Annotated in this window: 15 protein-coding genes; 11 read left to right on the plus strand and 4 right to left on the minus strand. The window is 69.3% G+C overall.

The genetic code is table 11. The features are described from left to right. Nucleotides 1-16 precede the first annotated feature (16 nt). Both NHL60_RS02920 and NHL60_RS02925 read left to right on the plus strand, forming a co-directional pair. Nucleotides 17-205 (plus strand): hypothetical protein, encoded by a 189-nt coding sequence (locus tag NHL60_RS02920; RefSeq protein ID WP_253448803.1) that lies wholly within the window; start codon nt 17-19, stop codon nt 203-205. Nucleotides 206-229: 24 nt separating this feature from the next. Next, on the plus strand, nt 230-1,585 hold the full coding sequence (locus tag NHL60_RS02925) for an MFS transporter (RefSeq protein WP_253448806.1): 1,356 nt from the start codon (nt 230-232) through the stop codon (nt 1,583-1,585). A gap of 45 nt (nt 1,586-1,630) precedes the next feature. On the opposite strand, the gene NHL60_RS02930 is transcribed toward NHL60_RS02925, so the two are convergent. Then, nucleotides 1,631-2,890: a homoserine O-acetyltransferase gene (locus NHL60_RS02930; protein WP_253448809.1), complete on the minus strand. Its 1,260-nt coding sequence runs from the start codon at nt 2,888-2,890 to the stop codon at nt 1,631-1,633. Nucleotides 2,891-3,008: 118 nt separating this feature from the next. Between NHL60_RS02930 and NHL60_RS02935 the strand changes: the two genes are divergently transcribed. The 7 genes from NHL60_RS02935 (at nt 3,009) to NHL60_RS02965 (ending at nt 10,723) form a co-directional block, all read left to right on the plus strand. Further along, nucleotides 3,009-3,536 carry a TIGR02281 family clan AA aspartic protease gene (locus NHL60_RS02935; RefSeq protein ID WP_253448812.1) on the plus strand — a complete coding sequence of 176 codons (528 nt, stop codon included), beginning with the start codon at nt 3,009-3,011 and terminating at the stop codon, nt 3,534-3,536. 7 nt (nt 3,537-3,543) lie between these two features. Further along, entirely contained in the window at nt 3,544-4,560 is a 1,017-nt protein-coding gene (locus tag NHL60_RS02940; protein ID WP_253448815.1) for a YihY/virulence factor BrkB family protein, read from the plus strand. Continuing rightward, on the plus strand, nt 4,557-5,594 hold the full coding sequence (locus NHL60_RS02945) for a nitronate monooxygenase family protein (protein WP_253448818.1): 1,038 nt from the start codon (nt 4,557-4,559) through the stop codon (nt 5,592-5,594). Before NHL60_RS02940 ends, NHL60_RS02945 begins: the two co-directional genes overlap by 4 nt. 4 nt (nt 5,595-5,598) lie before the next feature. Continuing rightward, the gene (locus tag NHL60_RS02950) at nt 5,599-7,359 is read left to right on the plus strand and encodes a VRR-NUC domain-containing protein (RefSeq protein WP_253448821.1); all 1,761 of its coding nucleotides are present in this window, start codon (nt 5,599-5,601) and stop codon (nt 7,357-7,359) included. Further along, nucleotides 7,341-9,758 carry an ATP-dependent DNA helicase gene (locus tag NHL60_RS02955; RefSeq protein ID WP_253448823.1) on the plus strand — a complete coding sequence of 806 codons (2,418 nt, stop codon included), beginning with the start codon at nt 7,341-7,343 and terminating at the stop codon, nt 9,756-9,758. The genes NHL60_RS02950 and NHL60_RS02955 overlap by 19 nt, the downstream gene beginning before the upstream one ends. A 10-nt stretch (nt 9,759-9,768) precedes the next feature. Continuing rightward, complete coding sequence (locus NHL60_RS02960) at nt 9,769-10,434, plus strand: cupin domain-containing protein (protein ID WP_253448826.1); 666 nt, start codon at nt 9,769-9,771, stop codon at nt 10,432-10,434. A 109-nt stretch (nt 10,435-10,543) separates the two neighbouring features. Next, entirely contained in the window at nt 10,544-10,723 is a 180-nt protein-coding gene (locus NHL60_RS02965; protein ID WP_253448828.1) for a PLDc N-terminal domain-containing protein, read from the plus strand. Between the two features lie 63 nt (nt 10,724-10,786). Here the strand turns inward: NHL60_RS02965 and NHL60_RS02970 are convergent, their stop codons facing one another. Together NHL60_RS02970 and NHL60_RS02975 are read right to left on the minus strand one after the other, a co-directional pair. After that, entirely contained in the window at nt 10,787-12,028 is a 1,242-nt protein-coding gene (locus tag NHL60_RS02970) for a ribonucleotide-diphosphate reductase subunit beta (protein ID WP_253448831.1), read from the minus strand. A gap of 155 nt (nt 12,029-12,183) precedes the next feature. Next, the gene (locus NHL60_RS02975) at nt 12,184-15,072 is read right to left on the minus strand and encodes a ribonucleoside-diphosphate reductase subunit alpha (protein ID WP_253448834.1); all 2,889 of its coding nucleotides are present in this window, start codon (nt 15,070-15,072) and stop codon (nt 12,184-12,186) included. A gap of 308 nt (nt 15,073-15,380) precedes the next feature. Between NHL60_RS02975 and NHL60_RS02980 the strand changes: the two genes are divergently transcribed. Then, complete coding sequence (locus NHL60_RS02980) at nt 15,381-16,094, plus strand: winged helix-turn-helix domain-containing protein (protein ID WP_253448837.1); 714 nt, start codon at nt 15,381-15,383, stop codon at nt 16,092-16,094. Between the two features lie 3 nt (nt 16,095-16,097). Continuing rightward, nucleotides 16,098-17,732, plus strand: coding sequence for an ATP-binding protein (locus tag NHL60_RS02985; RefSeq protein ID WP_253448839.1), 1,635 nt, complete (start codon nt 16,098-16,100; stop codon nt 17,730-17,732). Nucleotides 17,733-17,741: 9 nt separating this feature from the next. On the opposite strand, the gene NHL60_RS02990 is transcribed toward NHL60_RS02985, so the two are convergent. Next, nucleotides 17,742-18,656 (minus strand): LysR family transcriptional regulator, encoded by a 915-nt coding sequence (locus NHL60_RS02990; RefSeq protein WP_253451965.1) that lies wholly within the window; start codon nt 18,654-18,656, stop codon nt 17,742-17,744. Nucleotides 18,657-18,733: the final 77 nt, after the last annotated feature.

Here is an 18,733-nt window from a genome sequence, read left to right on the forward strand (position 1 = left end):
AAAACGGATTTCGACCATGTCGATGATGCCCACTGCCCGCGGCCCCCGCCGCGGGGCTACTCGGCGCCGCCAGCCGCGGCGTGGCCCAGGCCTGCCCGGCGGGGCCGGATTTGATCGCTGGCTCGACCGTCTGGTGGATATCGCCGTGATCGTGGCGCTCCTGGTGGGCGGCATGGCCCTGCTCATGACCCTGCTGGCACGCTGAGCCTCTCCCTGCAAGGAACCCCCGATGAGTACCCTGACCAGCGCCGCCCCGCCGCGGACCCGCGCCTCGCGCAAGGAGATCCTCGGCTGGGCGATGTTCGACTTTGCCAACCAGGCCTACACCCTGCTGATCATCACCGTGGTGTTCGGCGAGCTCTTCACCACGGTGATCGTCGGCGACCGCGGCGACGGCTACCGGCTGGCCAACTTCCTGTGGAGCCTGGCGCTGGCGACAAGCTACCTGCTGGTGGTGATCACCGGCCCCCTGTGCGGGGCGGTGATGGACTACCAGGCCTCCAAGAAGCGTTTCCTGTTCGCCAGCTACCTGGCTACCGTGGCGACCACCGCCATGCTCTACTTCGTGGCGCCGGGCTACGTGGTGCTGGGGCTGCTGCTGATCGTGGTCTCCAACTACGCCTACTCCATGGGGGAGTCCTTCATCGCCGCCTTCCTGCCCGACCTGGGGCCGCCGCAGGATCTCGGCAAGATCTCCGGCTTCGGCTGGGCCCTGGGCTACGTGGGCGGGCTCTTCGCCGCGGGCTTCACCCTGGTGGCCCTGGGCGAGGCCACCGCCGAGAACTTCGAGCGCATCCGCTGGGTGGGGCCCTTCGCGGCGGCCTTCTTCCTGGTCACCGCCATCCCCACCTTTCTGTGGGTGAAGGAGCGCGGCACCCCTCAGCCGCCGGGCAAGCCCTACCGGGAGATCGCCTGGGAGCGGGTCTCCACCACCCTGCATGAGCTCCGGCGCTTTCGGGACCTGGGTATCTTCCTGGTCTCGCTGCTCTTCTCCATGGCCGGGGTCTACATCATCATCGCCTTCGCCTTCATCTACGGCGCCCAGGTGATCGGCTGGGACGAGTCGATTCGCAACCTGATGTTCATCATCGTGCAGATCACCGCGGCGGCAGGGGCCCTGGGCTTCGGCTTCATCCAGGACCGCATCGGCACCAAGGTCACCTACCTCTTCACCCTGGGACTCTGGGTCGCGGCCATCTTCGCCATCTGGGCGACCCCTGAGGTTACCGCCTTCCTCAATGCGCGCTTCGAGCTCGGCTGGGAGGCCCAGCACCTCTTTCTGTTCGTCGGCTGCCTGGCGGGGCTCTCGCTGGGCTCCAGCCAGTCGGCCAGCCGCGCCCTGGTGGGGCTCTTCTCACCGACCCGCAAGGCCGCCGAGTTCTTCGGCTTCTGGGGCCTGGCCAACAAGCTGGCCGGGGTCTTCGGCATCGTGGCCCTCGGCCTGCTGCAGTCGGTGGTGGGGCTGCAGGCCTCGATCCTGCTCTGCGCCGCGCTCTTCCTCGTCGCCATCCTGATCTGCCTGTTCGTCGACCAGGCCCGGGGCCAGCGGGCGGCGGCGGAGTGGGAGGCGCGCAATGGCCGCTGAGGCGGCCACTGCGCGCCGGTTCGGCGCTTTCGGGGTGTGGTGAGGTCAGTGCGCCAGGAAGGCGCGCAGGCGATCCCCGGCCTGGTCGATGGCCACCACGCCATCCAGGTGGCCGCGGGTGCCCGTGAGGGGAATCAGCTCCACCGGGGTGCCGTCGGCGGCGATCAGCTCGGCGGTGCGCCGCACGCTCTGGGGGGCGAAGACCAGGTCATCCTCGCTGTAGAGCATCAGGGTCGGCGCCTCGATGGCGGCCAGGCCAGCCTCCAGGCTCTCGCCGTAGCCGGCCATGAAGGTCTGGTTGGCGCGCACCAGGTAGAGGAGGTGATTGGCGTCGGCCACCTCGGCGCGAGCCGCGGCGATATCGTCCAGGGTCTGCTCGATGGCGTAGCGGGCGTCGAGGTCCCGGGCGGGATCGGCCTCCTCGTCGGCCCAGCTGCGGTCGAAGGTCTCGTTGGCCCACTGCCAGTGGTTGGCGTTGAGGGTGACCAGCTTGAGCGCCTCGCGCAGGCCGTCCAGGGGCGGTTCGCCGTCGTAGTAGTCCCCGCCGTTCCAGTTGGCATCCACGCGGATCGGCGCGGCCCAGGCGGCGAGGGTGGCCAGCAGCCAGGGGTCGGCCTCGCCGGCGCCGATCACCGGAATCAGCCGCTCGACCCGCTCCGGGTAGGTGCTGGCCCACTCGTAGGCCTGCAGCGCCCCCATGGAAGCGCCCATCACGGCGTGCAGCCGCTCGATGCCCTGGCTCTCCAGCAGCGCCTTCTGGACGTCGACGAAGTCGCCGATGGTCACCACCGGGAAGTCCAGGCCCCAGGGCTCGCCGGTCTCGGGGTGGGTCGAGGCCGGACCGGTGGTGGTTACCTTGGGGTCATGGGCGTTGAGGTTGACCAGGGTGTCCGAGGCGATGATGTAGTACTCGTCGGTATCCAGCGGCTTGCCGGGGCCGATGATGCTGTCCCAGTAGCCGGCGGGCCCCTCCTCCTCGTAGCGGCCGGCGGCGTGGCTGGTGCCCGAGAAGAAGTGGGTAATCAGGATGGCGTTGTCCCGGGCCTCGTTGAGGGTGCCGTAGGCCTCCCAGCCCACCGCCAGGTCCGCGATGGTCTCGCCGCTGCGGGTGGTGTATTCCTCCATCTCGAAGACCTGCTTCTCGACGATGCCATCCCAGGCGTGGGCCGCGCCCGCCATCAGCAGTGCCGCTCCCAGGCAGAGGCCCAAGGCCAAGGCCTTAAGGGGGAAGGGAGAGGGGTGGTGAGAGGAAGAGTGGGAATGATGGTGGCTGGCGAGAGTCGAAAGCTGAGTGCTGTCCGGCATGGGGCGTTATCCTTGTGATTGAACGGGTGTCCGGCTGGACGGCATTCAGTACAGTCAGGGGGGAGTGAGGTGTCAACGCGGGCGTGTCAAAGGCCACCAACGCCCTGGGAGGCGTGCCATGAGCGATGACAATAGAGCAGTGCGGCGCACCGGGCTCGGCATGATGCTGCTGTTCTGGATGCTGTTTATCGGCGCCGGAACCTGGTGGTTTCACGGCTACCTGGAGGAGCAGCGCAACCCTAACGCCCACCTGGTCAATGCGGTGACCGGCGACGGCGAGCCGCTGGTGCTGGAGCGCAACCGCGGCGGCCACTTCGTGGCGACCGGGCGCATCAACGGCGAGCCGGTGGAGTTTCTGCTCGATACCGGGGCCACCTATGTGGCCGTCTCCTCGGGGCTGGCCGAGCGCCTGGGCCTGGAGGCCACCGGCAGCGCCTGGTTCAACACCGCCAACGGCCGGGTGCGGGGCGATCTGACTACCCTTGACGAGGTGAGCCTCGGCGGCTTTTCGGCTCGGGAGGTGCGCGGCTCCATCAGCCCCGGCATGGAGGGCGAGGTGGCCCTGCTCGGCATGAGCTTCCTCAATCGTTTCGATATCCAGATCCGCGATGCGCGGATGGTGCTGCACCCCGCCGGCTCGAACTGAGGTGTCCATGGCTTCACCCCATCGCGGACGTCGCGCCATTCGCCCCGTGCAGATTCCCGGCGGCGGCTGGCTCGATATCCTGTGGCGCGTCAAGGAGCAGCTGACCGATGATCGGGTCAATCTCCTGGCCGCCGGCATCGCCTTCCATGCGCTGCTCTCGGTGTTTCCCGCCATCGCGGCGGTCATCTCCCTGTGGGCCCTGGTGTTCGATCCCCAGGACATGGCGCGCCAGATCAGCGAGCTGGCGCGCTACCTGCCTCCCGAGGCGGCGGGCCTGATCGAGCACCAGGCCCGGGAGATCGGCGACAATACCCCCACCGGCCTCAGCCTCACCGCCCTGGGTAGCCTGGCGGTGGCCCTGTTCGTGGCCTCCAAGGGGGTGCGCGGCCTGATCATCGCCCTCAATCTGGTCTATGGCGAGGAGGAGCGGCGCGGCCTGCTGGGGCGCCTGCTGGTGGTCACCGCCCTGACCCTGGGGCTGATCGTGCTGACCCTGGTGACCGTTGTCGTGGTGGCGCTCTTTCCCCTGGCCAGCGGTGCGCTTGGCCTGGCGGGCACGCCGGCCCTGCTGGTGGGGCTGGCGCGCTGGTCGGCGCTGCTGCTGTTGATGATGCTGGTGATCGCGGTGCTCTACCGTTTCGCCCCCTACCGACGCTCGCCGCGCTGGGAGTGGGTCAGCGTCGGTACCGTCACCGCCACCCTGCTGTGGCTGGCCGGCTCCGCCGGGCTCTCCTTCTACGTCGGGCGCATGGCCACCCTGAGCGAGCTCTACGGGTCGCTCGGCGCCGTGGTGGTGCTGATGCTCTGGTTCTGGCTATCGGCCTTCGTCGTCTTGCTGGGGGCCGAGATCAACGGTGAAATGGAGCGCCAGACCCGTCGCGATACCACCGTCGGCGAGCCGCGTCCCCGCGGGGAGCGTGGCGCCTTCGTGGCCGATACCCTGGGGCCCCGACGGCCCTGGCGTCGTGACGCAGAGCCCGACGTTCCACACGACGTTCCACAAGATCCGGGAGAACCCCGATGAGCCTGATCCAGACCCTCGGCATCGCGCTGCCCATCCTCCAGGCCCCCATGGCGGGCGCCCAGGGCAGTGCGCTCGCCATCGCCGTGGCCAGAGCCGGCGGCCTCGGTGCGCTGCCCTGCGCCATGCTCTCGCCCGAGGCCATGGCCGAGGAGCTGGCCGCCTTTCGCGCCGCCACCGACGCCCCCGTCAACGTCAACTTCTTCTGCCATGCACCGCCCATACCGGACGCCTCTGCCCAGGCGCGTTGGCACGAGGCGCTCACCCCCTACTACGCCGAGTTCGGCCTTGATATCGGCGCGGTGCCGGCAGGGCCGGGGCGGCGCCCCTTCGATGCGGCGGCCTGCGATGCCATCGCGCCCTTCCGCCCCGAGGTGGTGAGCTTTCACTTCGGGCTGCCCGAGGCCGCGCTGCTCGCGCGGGTCAAGGCCTGGGGCGCCAGGGTGCTCGCTTCGGCCACCACGGTGGCGGAGGCCGAGTGGCTCGCGGCCCACGGTGCCGATGCCATCATCGTCCAGGGGCTGGAGGCGGGCGGCCACCGCGGCATGTTCCTGGCCGAGGAGCTCACCACCCAGGTGGGCACCTTCGCCCTGCTGCCCCAGGTGCGCGAGGCCGTGGACCTGCCGCTGATCGCCGCCGGCGGCATCGCCGATGCCCGCGGCGTGGCGGCGGCCCGGGCCCTGGGGGCCGAGGCGGTGCAGGTGGGCACCGCCTTCCTGTGCTGCCCCGAGTCGACCATCTCGGCGCTCCACCGTCGGGCGCTGATGAGCGACGCCGCCCGCCACACGGCGCTGACCAACCTCTACAGCGGCCGCCCGGCCCGGGGCATCGTCACCCGGCTGATGCGCGAGCTGGGGCCGATGAGCGATGCCGCTCCGGCCTTCCCCCTGGCCACCGCCGCCATCGCCCCGCTGCGCGCCGCCGCTGAGGCCCGGGGCAGCGGCGACTTCTCCCCGCTCTGGGCCGGCCAGAACGCCAGCCGCTGCCGCGAGGTGCCCGCCGCCGAGGTGATCGCCAGGCTCGCCGAGGGGCTCTAGCCGGGTGAGCGTCGCGGCCACTCTCGAGGATCCCTTCTACTACCTGACGAACTTCGAGTTCGTGCTGGGCTGGGTGACCGAGCGCCATGGCGACCTCTTGAGCGACGAGGAGCTGGCCTTCCTGGCCGAGTTCGCGGCGCTGCCCCGGGCCTCCCGGGCGCTGCTGGTGCGCATGGTGATGCGCCGCGGCGAGCACTTTCGCACCTCGAAGCTCGTCTATCCCGAGATCAGCGCCGAGGTCAGCGCCGACCGCGAGGACAGAGCCCAGGCCGGCGACAGCGCCGCGAGCGACCCTGGCGAGGCGGCCCTGGCGCCGCTGGTGGCCGCCGGCCTGGTCGAGTCGGCCCCCGTTCTCTCTCTGGAGGTCCTCTTCGCCCAGCTGCGCCTGCCCGAGCTGCGCGCCGCCCTGGCCGAGGAGGTTTGCGCCGCTGGCCTGCCGGCCAGGCTCGGCAAGGGGGCGCTCTTCGATGCCCTGGCCCCGCGGCGCCTCGAGGCGCGACCGTTGAGTACCTGGTGGCCCGCGGCGCCGGATCGGGTGGTGCGTCTCACCGTGATGGCCACCTGCGACCGCCTTCGGCTGATGTTCTTCGGCAACCTGCGCCAGGACTGGTCCGACTTCGTGCTCGCCGAGCTCGGGGTGCAGCGCTTCGAGCGGGTGCCCTTCGGCGCCGAGTCCCGGGCCTTCCAGCGCCGTGAGGAGGTGGACGCCTACCTGGCCCTGCATCGGCTGCGCGAGCGGCTCGACGCCGGCGAGCCCGCGTCGATGCTGGCGGCCGAACTGCCTCCGGTGCCGGCGGACAACCCCTGGCTTGCGGCGCGGCGTCGGCGCCTGGAGCTGGCCCTGGGCCGTCAGGCGGAGCGGGACGGGGAGGGCGAGCGGGCCCTTGGGCTCTACCGCCTGGCGGGCTGGCCGGCGGAGACCGGCAGCGTCGAGGCGCGCATCCGCCACCTGCGCCTGCTGGAGCGTCGGGGCGAGCACGCCGAAGCCCATGCCCTGGCCGAGGCCCTCGTCGGCGGGTCACCGGGGGAGGCGGAGGCCCAGGCCCTCTCGCGGCTTCGCCCCCGCCTGCGGCGCCGGCTGGGGCTCGCACCGCTGCCCCGGGAGACGGCGCCTGACCCAGAGCGCCTCGAGCTCTGCCTGCCGCGCTCTTCGAGCGTCGAGCGCGCGGTGGGCGATCATCTGGCCCGCAACGACGCTCCGGTGGCCTATGTGGAGAATACCCTGCTCACCGGGCTCTTCGGCCTGCTCTGCTGGGAAGCACTCTTCGCGCCCCTGCCCGGCGCCTTCTTCCACCCCTTCCACAGCGGCCCGGCGGACCTCTACCGGGAGGGGTTCGTGGCCCGCCGCCGCGAGCGCTTCGACGCCTGCCTGGCCCGCCTCGACGACGGCCGACACCGCCAGGCGATCCTCGCCACCTGGCGGGAGAAGCAGGGGCTCGCCAATCCGTTCGTGCACTGGGGGGCGCTGGACGAGGCGCTGCTGTCGCTTTCGCTCGACTGCCTGCCCGCCGAGCACCTGCGCGCCTGCTTCGAGCGGCTGCTCGGTGACCTCAAGGCCAACCGCGCCGGCCTGCCGGACCTGATCCAGCTCTTCCCGGATGCCGCGGCGGGCGAGCCCCGCTACCGGCTGATCGAGGTGAAGGGGCCCGGCGACCGCCTCCAGGACAACCAGCGCCGCTGGCTCGCCTTCTTCCGGGAGCAGGGCATCCCCGTCGCGGTCTGCCAGGTGCGCTGGGCGGACCCCGCATGGGCGGACCCCGCATGAGCGAGGCGCGACGCCTGCGGGTGGCGGTGCGCACCCTGTGCGACTTCACCGCCCGGGAGGGAGATCTCGACCACCGCTTCACCCCGGCGCCCAGCGCCGAGGAGGGCATCGCCGGCCACGCCGAGATCGCCCGCCGCCGCGGTGAGGCCTACCAGCGCGAGGTGGCGCTCTCAGGCGTGGTCGAGGGGCTCGAGGTGCGCGGGCGGGCCGACGGCTATGACCCGGCCGCCCGCTGCCTGGAGGAGGTGAAGACCCACCGCGGCGACCTCTCGCGCATGGCGGAAAACCAGCGCGCCCTGCACTGGGCCCAGGCGAAGGCCTATGGGGCGCTGCTCTGCGCCGAGCGGGGCCTGGCCGAGACCACCCTGGCGCTGATCTACCTGGAGGTGGGCAGCGGCCGGGAGACCCGCCTCGAGCAGCGCTTTGATGCCGCCGAGCTTACCGCCTTTCTCGCCGCGCTGTGCCGGCGCTACCGCGCCTGGGCCGAGCAGGAGGCGGCGCATCGCGCGCGGCGGGATGCCGCCCTGCAGAGGCTCGCCTTTCCCCATGCCGACTTCCGCCCCGGGCAGCGGGCGCTGGCCGAGGGCGCCTACAAGGCCGCGGCCACCGGCCGCTGCCTGCTGGCCCAGGCCCCCACCGGCATCGGCAAGACCCTCGGCACCCTCTTTCCCCTGCTCAAGGCGATGCCTCGCCACGACCTCGACCGAGTGCTGTTTCTGACCATGAAGACCCCGGGGCGGGCCCTGGCACTATCGGCGCTTCGCCAGCTGGGGGCCAGGCCTGCGACCGGTGCGGAGGGCGAGCCGGGCGGCGGACCCTCGGAAGCGGTGTCCGAGCGACTGCTGCTGCGGGTGCTGGAGCTCACCGCCCGGGAGAAGGCCTGCGAATATCCCGGCCGAGCCTGCCACGGCGAGGCCTGTCCCCTGGCGGCGGGCTTCTACGACCGCCTGCCGGCGGCGCGCCAGGCGGCAGTGGAGCGTGGCTGGCTGGATCGCGAGGCGCTGCGCGAGGTGGCCCGCCAGCACGGCGTCTGCCCCTACTACCTGGGCCAGGAGCTGGCGCGCTGGTGCGATGTGGTGGTGGGGGACGTCAACCACTGGTTCGACGCCAACGCGCAGCTCCACGGCCTGGCGGTGGCCCACCGCTGGCGGGTGGGGCTGCTGGTAGACGAGGCCCACAACCTGGTGGAGCGGGCCCGGGGCATGTACAGCGCCGAGCTCGACCAGCGCCGGCTCGCCCGCCTGCGCCGCAGTGCGCCGGCGGCGCTCTCCCTGCCACTGGCGCGCCTGGCCCGCCGGTGGCAGGGCCTGGTGAAGGAGGCGGGGCTCGCCGAGGCCGGCGAGACGGGGCGGCCGGCCTACCGGGTGCTCGATGCCCTGCCGTCTGCCATGGTGGGCGCCCTGCAGGGGGCGGCCAGCGCCATCACCGACTACCTGGGCGAGCACCCCGAGGGGGCGAGCCTCGAGCTTCAGGAGCTGCTCTTCGAGGCGCTGGCCTTCACCCGCCTGGCGGAGGCCTTCGGCGACCACTCGCTCTGCGACCTGGCCCGCCACGGCCGCGGCCGGGCCGTGCTGGGCCTGCGCAACCTGGTGCCGGCGGACTTCCTCGCCCCGCGCTTCGCGGCGGCCCACGCTGCGGTGCTCTTCTCGGCGACCCTGGCCCCGCCCGGCTACCACCGCGACCTGCTGGGCCTGCCGGCGGGAACGGTCTGGCAGTCGGTGGCCTCGCCCTTCGCCGCCGACCAGCTGGAGGTACGCATCCGCGCCGATATCTCCACCCGGCTGCGGGATCGCGAGGCCTCGGTGGCGCCCATCGTCGCCGAGCTGGCCGGCCAGTACCGCCGTCGCCCCGGCAACTACCTGGCCTTCTTCAGCAGCTTCGCCTACCTGGAGCAGGCGCGGGCGGCCTTCGCCGAAGCGCATCCGACGATTCCCATCTGGACCCAGGTGCGAGGGATGGGGGAGCCCGAGCGCGACGCCTTCCTGGCCCGCTTCACGCCGGCGGGGCAGGGCATCGGCTTCGCGGTGCTGGGCGGCGCCTTCGCCGAGGGGGTCGACCTGCCGGGAGAGCGGCTGATCGGCGCCTTCGTCGCCACCCTCGGCCTGCCCCCCTTCGACGACTTCAACGAGGCCCTGAAGGCACGGCTTCAGGCGCGCTTCGGCCGCGGCGACGACTACGCCTACCGGGTGCCGGGGCTGATCAAGGTGGTGCAGGCCGCCGGCCGGGTGATCCGCGGCCTCGAGGACAGAGGCGTGGTGGTGCTGATGGACGACCGCTTCGCTCGGCCCGAGGTGCGCGCCCGGCTGCCGGCGTGGTGGCGGCTGCCGGGAACGCCGGGCGATGCCGGCGGTCCGACCCACACGGCGGGGCCCTCGTCCGGCCCTGCAAGCCAACACTGAGGAGAGTGCCATGCGACTCAATGCCGACTTCGACCAGCGGGTGGTGGTCACCCCCGAGGCCTACCGCTGGGTCGACTCGCCCATGGCGGGGGTCGAGCGGATGATGCTCGATCGCATCGGCGAGGAGGTGGCCCGGGCCACCTCCCTGGTGCGCTATGCGCCCAACAGCACCTTCCCGTCCCATGAGCATGGCGGCGGCGAGGAGATCCTGGTGCTGGAGGGGGAGTTCGCCGACGAGCACGGCCGCTACCCGGCGGGCAGCTACCTGCGCAACCCCATCGGCACCGCCCACGCCCCCCGGGTGGGGGAGCAGGGCGCGACGATCTTCGTCAAGCTGCACCAGTTCTCCCCCGAGGATACCGAGCAGAAGGTGATCGATACCCGCTCGGCCGGATGGCGCCCGGGGCTGGTGGAGGGGCTCGAGGTGATGCCCCTGCACGACTTCGAGGGCGAGCACGTGGCGCTGGTGCGCTGGGCGCCCAACACTCGCTTCCAGACCCACGCCCACTGGGGCGGCGAGGAGATCCTGGTGCTGGAGGGCGTCTTCCACGACGAGCACGGGGCCTACCCGGCCGGCAGCTGGCTGCGCAGCCCCCATGGCAGCCAGCACACGCCCTTCACGGGCGAGGAGGGCGCGCTGATCTATGTGAAGGTGGGCCACCTGCCGCCCGACTGAGCGCGCGAACACCCCGTCACATTTCGCTACCCGGCTTCCTTTGTCTCCCGATAGTGCGCTGTGCTACCCATGGAAGGGGCAATCCGCCTAATGGACAAGGAGAGGTCGAATGGGTATCGAGGTAGGAGGCCTGCTGGGCCTGATCTGGCTGATCATCGTCATCTGGGCCATCGTCAAGGTGGCCAAGAGTTCCGCAGGGCCCGTGGCCAAGCTGCTGTGGATCCTGATCCTGCTGTTCTTCCCGCTGCTGGGACTGATCATCTGGCTGCTGCTGGGGCCCAAGGGGTAGCGGGCCTGTCGGCTGTCAGCATGGAGCCGGGCCGCCCTCGGGCGGCCCGGCGTGGCTGGCGGGTCAGTCCCAGCTCAGCGCGCCGCCCACCTGGTACTCGGTGACCCGGGTCTCGAAGAAGTTCTTCTCCTTGCGCAGGTCGATGATCTCGCTCATCCAGGGGAAGGGGTTCCGGGCGCCGGGGAACTGCTCCTTGAGGCCGATCTGGGCCAGGCGGCGGTTGCAGATGAAGTGCAGGTACTCCTCCATGATCGCCGCGTTCATGCCCAGCACGCCGCGGGGCATGGTGTCCCGGGCGTAGGCGATCTCGAGCTCGGTGCCCTCGAGGATCATCTGGGTCACCTCGTCCTGGAACTCCGGGGTCCAGAGGTGGGGGTTCTCGATCTTGATCTGGTTGATCATGTCCACGCCGAAGTTCAGGTGCATGGACTCGTCGCGCAGGATGTACTGGAACTGCTCGGCCACGCCGGTCATCTTGTTGCGGCGCCCCATGGAGAGGATCTGGCTGAAACCGCAGTAGAAGAAGATCCCCTCGGTCACGCAGTAGAAGGCCACCAGGTTGCGCAGCAGCTCCTGGTCGGTCTCCGGCGTGCCGGTCTGGAAGTCGGGGCGCGCCAGGGACTGGGTGTGCTTGAGGCTCCAGGCGGACTTGGCGGCCACCGAAGGCACCTCCCGGTACATGTTGAAGACCTCGCCCTCGTCCATGCCCAGCGACTCCACGCAGTACTGGTAGGCGTGGGTATGGATCGCCTCCTCGAAGGCCTGGCGCAGCAGGTACTGGCGGCACTCGGGGTTGGTGATCAGCCGGTAGAGGGCCAGCACCAGGTTGTTGGCGACCAGCGAATCGGCGGTGGAGAAATAGCCCAGGCTGCGCTCCACGATGCGCCGCTCGTCCGCGGTCAGGCCGTCCTGGCTCTTCCACAGGGCGATGTCGGCGGTCATGTTCACTTCCTGGGGCATCCAGTGGTTGGCGCTGCCGTCCAGGTACTTCTGCCAGGCCCACTCGTACTTGAAGGGCACCAGCTGGTTGAGGTCGGCGCGGGCGTTGATCATCTGCTTGTCGTCGACCTGAATACGCGCCGCGCCCATCTCCAGCTCCTCGAGGCCGGCGGCCACGTCGAGCTGCTCCAGGGACTTGCGGGCCCGCGCCAGGCGCTCTGCCTCGGCCACCCGGTAGCTGCCACGACTCTCTGCCACGGCGTCGGCCACGGCCGGCTGCGGTTTGGCGGCGGGGGCCGGTGCCGCCTTGGCGGCTGGCTCGGTAACGCTCTGTTCGTCTTCGTGAAATTCGTCCCAGTTCAGCATCTTTGTCTCTCCCGGTATGTGGTCCGGATGCCTGTAGGAGCCCGGCTTGCCGGGCGATGGCCGGGCCGCTGGCCACAGCGTCCCCGGGGCGCCTGTCGGCGCCAATCGCGCAGTGAACTGCGCTCCTACAGACTTACAGTTTCCGGCTTAACGCTTTATTGGCAGGCTTCGCAGCCCAGCTCGTCGAGGTCGCCCGCGCTCGGCGCCCGGGAGCCGCTTCCCGCCTTGCCGGTCAGGAAGTCCTCCACGCCCCTTGGTTCACTGGCCGGCGGCTGGGGGGCCGGGGCGTCGGCGCTCGACGCCTGGTTGCTGACCGCGTTGAGGGTGCCGCGCTCCACGGTGGACTTCTCCACCGAGGTGGCGCCCAGGGCGCGCAGGTAGTAGGTGGTCTTGAGGCCGCGCAGCCAGGCCATGCGGTAGGTCACGTCGAGCTTCTTGCCGGAGACCCCCTTGATGTAGAGGTTCAGGGACTGGGCCTGGTCGAGCCACTTCTGGCGCCGCGCCGCGGCCTCCACCAGCCACTTCGGTTCCACCTCGAAGGCGGTGGCGTATTTGGTCTTGAGCTCGTCGGGGATGCGCTCGATGGGCTGTACCGAACCGTCGTAGTACTTGAGGTCGTTGATCATCACCTCGTCCCACAGGCCGCGGGCCTTGAGGTCGTGGACCAGGTGGGCGTTGACTACGGTGAACTCGCCGGAGAGGTTCGACTTCACGTAGAGGTTCTGGTAGGTCGGCTCGATGGACTGGGAGACGCCGCAGATATTGGAGATGGTCGCCGTGGGGGCGATGGCCATCACGTTGGAGTTGCGCATGCCCTGGTCGGCGATCTTGTCGCGCAGCGCGGCCCAGTCCAGTGTCGCGGAGGTGTCCACGTCGAGGTAGCTCTCGCCCCGCTCCAGGCGCAGCTTCTCCAGGGAGTCGATGGGCAGGATGCCCTGGCTCCACAGCGAGCCGTCGAAGCTCTCGTAGCGGCCGCGCTCGGCGGCGAGGTCCGAGGAGGCTTCGATGGCGTGATAGCTGACCTGCTCCATGGAGCGGTCGGCGAAGGCGACGGCGGCATCACTGGCGTAGGCGATATCCTGAGCGTAGAGAGCGTCCTGGAAGCCCATGATGCCGAGCCCCACCGGGCGATGCCGGAAGTTGGCGCGCCTGGCCTGGGGCACCGCGTAGTAGTTGATGTCGATGACGTTGTCGAGCATGCGTACCGCGGTGCGCACGGTGCGCTTGAGCTTGGCGTCGTCGAGCTCGCCGTCGATGATATGGGCGGCCAGGTTGATCGAGCCCAGGTTGCATACCGCCACCTCGTCGGCGCTGGTGTTCAGCGTGATCTCGGTGCAGAGGTTGGAGGAGTGCACCACGCCGGCATGCTGCTGGGGGCTGCGCAGGTTGCAGGGGTCCTTGAAGGTGATCCAGGGGTGGCCGGTCTCGAACAGCATGGAGAGCATCCGGCGCCACAGGTCCTTGGCGGGCATCCGCTTGAAGAGGGTGATCTCTCCGGTGCGGGTCATCGCCTCGTACTCCTCGTAGCGCCTCTCGAAGGCGGCGCCGTAGAGGTCGTGAAGGTCCGGGCAGGTGGAGGGGGAGAAGAGCGTCCACTCGGCGTCCTCGAAGACGCGTTTCATGAAGAGGTCGGGCACCCAGTTGGCGGTGTTCATGTCGTGGGTGCGCCGCCGGTCGTCGCCGGTGTTCTTGCGCAGCTCCAGGAACTCCTCGATATCCAAGTGCCAGGTCTCCAGGTAGGCGCACACGGCGCCCTTGCGCTTGCCGCCCTGGTTGACCGCCACGGCGGTATCGTTGACCACCTTGAGGAAGGGGACCACGCCCTGGCTCCTGCCGTTGGTGCCCTTGATCCAGGCACCCAGGGCGCGCACCGGGGTCCAATCGTTACCGAGCCCGCCGGCCCACTTGGAGAGCAGGGCATTGTCGCGGATGGCGCTGTAGATGCCGTCGAGGTCGTCCGGGACCGTGGTCAGGTAGCAGCTGGAGAGCTGGCTTCTGACGGTGCCCGCATTGAATAGGGTCGGGGTGGAGGCCATGTAGTCGAAGCGTGAGAGCAGGTCGTAGAATTCGATGGCCCGCGCCTCGCGGTCGTCCTCGTTCAGCGCCAGGCCCATGGCCACGCGCATGAACATCACCTGGGGCAGCTCGAAGCGCACCTCGTCCCGGTGTAGGAAGTAGCGGTCGTAGAGGGTCTGCAGCCCCAGGTAGGTGAAGGCGCTGTCCCGGGTATGGTCCAGGGCGGCGCCCAGCCGCTCCAGGTCGAACTCGGCAAGGGCGGGGTCGAGCTGCTCGAAGGCGATGCCGCGTTCGATATAGGCCAGGAAAGCGGGCCGGTAGAGCTCGGCCATCTCCTGGTAGGTAGCCTCCTCGGCGATTCCCAGGAAGGAGAGAGCCTCGCGACGCAGGTTGTCCTGCAGCAGGCGGGCGGTGACATAGGTATAGTTGGGCTCCTTCTCCACCAGGGTGCGGGCGGTCATCATCAGCGCCTGGGAGACGCCGTCGACGGTCACGCCGTCGTAGAGGTTCTTCAACGACTCCTCGACGATGCGCTGCGGATCGACGTTCTCCAGGCCCGCGCAGGCATCCTGGACCAGGGTGTCGATGCGGCCCAGATCCAGGGGACGGGTGGAGCCGTCGGCCAGGGTCACGTTGAGGCTCGGATGGGGCCTGGCGATGTCGCCGGCCTCGGCGCGGGCCCGGGCATGGGCCTCCCGGTAGAGCACGTAGGCGCGGGCGACCTTCTGCTCGCCGGCGCGCATCAGCGCCAGCTCTACCTGGTCCTGGATATCCTCGATATGCACGGTGCCGCCGTCGGGCAGGCGACGCAGGAAGGCCTGCTCGATAGCGGCGGAGGCCTGCTCGGCTAAGTCGCGCACCCGGGAGGAGGCGTCGGCGTTATCGCCCTCGACGGCCAGGAAGGCCTTGCGCATGGCCACGGCGATCTTGCCGGCATCGAAGGGCACCAGATCGCCGGTGCGCTTGATGACGCGGAGGGTCTGCGGGGCGGTGACGGTAACGGAGGGGCGGTCTGGAGTGGCATCCATGACGTGAAATTCCTGTTGATGGCGCTTTGCTTGGTCCATTCGGGTCGTTCGGCGGCGGCCTTCATGGGATACAATATATGGTGATGTTTTTTATTTTCGGCACAATATAGTGTGTCTTTGGGCGGGCTTCAAGGGAGAGGCGTCGCTCCCCGGATGGATGCGCTTCCGGCAAGAGAGGTATCGCAGGAATAGCCGCAGCCTATCAACAGCGGCTAGTATGGCGTTGCATCAATAATCCATGGGAAGCCAGATATCAGGGACCGAAGTATTCTTGCGTCAGGACGGAAGATTGAGGATGGATATTAAAAATGGATGACAGTTTTGACCCTCGGTGGCAGGAGCATGTGCTGATCATTGAGGATGATGAGCGACTGGCCGACCTCACCCGCGATTATCTGGAAGCCAACGGGTTTCGCGTCAGCCTGGTGCGAGACGGTACCCATGCCGTCGAGCGCATCCTGGCGCTGCAGCCGGACCTGGTGATCCTGGACCTGATGCTGCCCGGCGAGGACGGCCTCTCGATCTGCCGCCGAGTACGCGGTGACTACCCCGGCCCTATCCTGATGCTGACCGCTCGTACCGACGATATGGATCAGGTGCTGGGGCTGGAGATGGGCGCCGACGACTACGTGCCCAAGCCGGTGCAGCCTCGGGTGCTGCTGGCGCGCATGCGTGCCTTGCTGAGGCGCACCGAGAGCTTCGAGCCCGCCGGCAGCCAGCGTCTGACCTTCGGCAAGATGGAGATCGACAGCGCGGTTCGCGAAGCCTGGGTGGGTGGGGAACGCATCGACCTGACCAGCGCCGAGTTCGACCTGCTGTGGCTGCTGGCCAGCCATGCTGGCCGCGTTCTGACCCGGGAAGAGATCTTTTCCCAGCTGCGCGGCATCAAGTATGACGGCCAGGATCGCTCCATCGACGTGCGGGTATCTCGCATTCGCTCCAAGATCGGCGATGACCCCAACCAGCCGCAGCGTATCAAGACGGTGCGCAGCAAGGGGTATCTGTTCGTCAAGGACACCTGATTCATGCACCGGGCCCTGGCGACCAGCACCTTTCTGCGCGTCTATGTGCTGCTGGCACTGGCCTTGATACTCACTTTTGGTCTGGCTCTGCTGGGCGTGACCATGGTGGATCAGGTGCGCCGCGAGCACCATCGCGAGCAGCTCGCCGAGCTGCCCATGCGCCTGCTCGCCCAGCACCTGGAGTCCCTGCCTCCCGGCGCCCATGATGACTGGCTCAGCGCCCAGGCTCGTCGCCTTGACCTGACGCCCAGGGTCCTGCCTCTTGACAGCCTTTTTCTGGGCTATTTTTCGCGCCTGCGCCTGGAGCGTGGCAAGGTACTGGTTCAGGAGCTGGACGGGCAGGGCTGGCGTCTTCAGCGGCTGCTCTCCGGCGGCCAGCACCTGCTGCAGGTAGAGCTGGTGAGTCTCAGCGAGCAGCAGCTACGCGGACTGACCATGCTGCTCGGCGAGTGGCTGGCCGAGGCGCCGCCGGCAGAGCGCCGGTCGCGGCTGGCCCGGGTCGCCGGCGATGCCGGCGTGCCGCTCTCCTTGGAAGATGCCCCGCCTGAGGGGCTGGACGCCTACCAGCTGCGGCGCCTGGCTGACGGCGAAGTGGTCATGCGTCTCTTTCCTGGCCGCTGGTCCATGGCCATGTACCTGGCGCTACCCGGCGGGGGCGAGGCGAGCTGGCTGAGCATCGGCCCGGTCGAGGCCTTCGATCCGGTGCCCGGCTCCCTGCAGCTGCTGGTGGCGCTGATCCTGCTGGCGGTGCTGGGGGCGACCATCTACCTGCTGATCCGCGGAATCGAGGCGCGCATGGCGCGCCTGGAGCTTGCCGCCACGCGTATCGCCGCCGGCCGGCTCGATACCCGGGTCAAGGTGGAGAGCGGCGACTTTCTGGGGCGCCTGGGCATGGCCTTCAACGGCATGGCGGCCCAGGTGCAGTCGCTGCTGGGTGCCCAGCAGGACATGATCCGTGCAGTCTCCCACGAGCTGCGCACCCCGGTGGCGCGGATACGCTTCGCCGTGCAGATGGTGGAGGACATGACCGATGACCCCTTCATACGTCGCCAGCTGGAGGGGATCGATGGAGACATCGGCGAGCTGGACGGCCTGGTCGACGAGATCCTCACCTATGCCCGGCTGGGAAACGACGCGGTCAACGGCCGTGAGATGGAGGCCAGCCTGGTGGACTGTCGTGCCATGGCCGAGCGGGTGATCGCCGCCCTGGCTCCCCTCCACGGCCAGCTCGCCATCGAGCTTGCCGACGGGCCCGAGGTCGAAGCTCTGGCCGAGCCGCGCTATCTGCAGCGGGCGCTGCAGAACCTGGTCGCCAACGCCTGCCGTCATGCCCGCACCCGAGTGGTGATTCGCCTGCGCGGCGAACCTCGTCTGGTGCGTATCGACGTGGAGGATGACGGGCCCGGGGTGCCGGCCGGAGAGCGCCAGAAGGTCTTCAAGCCTTTCGCCCGGCTCGATGACAGCCGCACGCGCAGCTCCGGCGGTTACGGGCTGGGGCTCTCCATCGTCCAGAAGGTGATGAGCTCCCACGGCGGCAGCACCAGCGTGGACGAAAGCCCCGAGCTTGGCGGCGCACGCTTCACCCTGCTGCTGCCCCAGCGCCCCGAGCCGCCCGCGCTGGCTGCCAGGCGTGCCTGATAGCGGCATCTAGGCGGGCTTGATTCCCTCCAGCACCGCAAAGGAGGTTTCCCGGGCGGTGCGCAGGAAGTCTTCCATCCAGGGAGCCTGGCGTGTCTCCTCGCGAATCGCCGCAAAGAGCGTGCTCCAGACTCCCTTCTCACCCAGGGCGACCGCCTTGACGTAGTCCCGCTCCAGGTACTCGGTCAGCGCCCAGTTGGGCAGCGCACAGACGCCGCGGCCGCTGGCCACCAGCTGCATCATCATGATGGTCAGTTCGGCGGTGCGTACCTCTCTGGGGCGTACCCCGGCGGGCTCCAGGAACTGGGTGAAGACGTCCAGGCGCGAGTGCTCTACCGGGTAGGTGATCAGGGTCTCCTCGGCCAGGGCCTCGGGGGTGACGAAGGCCTTGCCGGCCAGCCGGTGCTGGCGTGCCACCGCCAGCAGCCCCTCGTAGCGGAACAGCGGCTCGTAGTGGATGCCGGGCAGCGGCTGGGGGTCGGCGGTGATCACCAGGTCGAGCTGCTCTCGGGCCAGGGCCGGCAGCGGATCGAAGTGATGCCCCCCCGGGATATCGATCTCCACCTCGGGCCAGTGGTCGCGAAAGTGGTCGATGGTGGGCATCAGCCACTGGAAGCAGCTGTGGCATTCGATGGCCATGTGCAGGCGACCCTGCTCGTTGCCGGCCAGGCGCGCCAGGTCCCGCTCTGCCATGCGCACCAGCGGCAGCACCTGCTCGGCCAGGGTCAGCAGCCGCTGGCCGGCGCGGGTGAACTCCACCGGCCGGGTCTTGCGCACGAACAGCGGGTTGCCCAGGCGCTCCTCCAGGTCCTTGATCTGGTGGGAGAGGGCAGACTGGGTGAGGTGAACCCGCTCGGCGGCCTCGACGAGGGAGCCGGCATCGCGCAGGGCGATCAGGGTGCGTAGGTGGCGAAGTTCCAGCATCATTGTGAGCCGCTTTCATTTTAAAGATTAGAAAGTTTAGTTTGATTCACTCCTTGTGGCCAGCCAGACTCTGTTGA

Source organism: Halomonas sp. Y3, assembly GCF_024137965.1.
Taxonomy (GTDB): Bacteria; Pseudomonadota; Gammaproteobacteria; order Pseudomonadales; family Halomonadaceae; genus Halomonas; species Halomonas mongoliensis.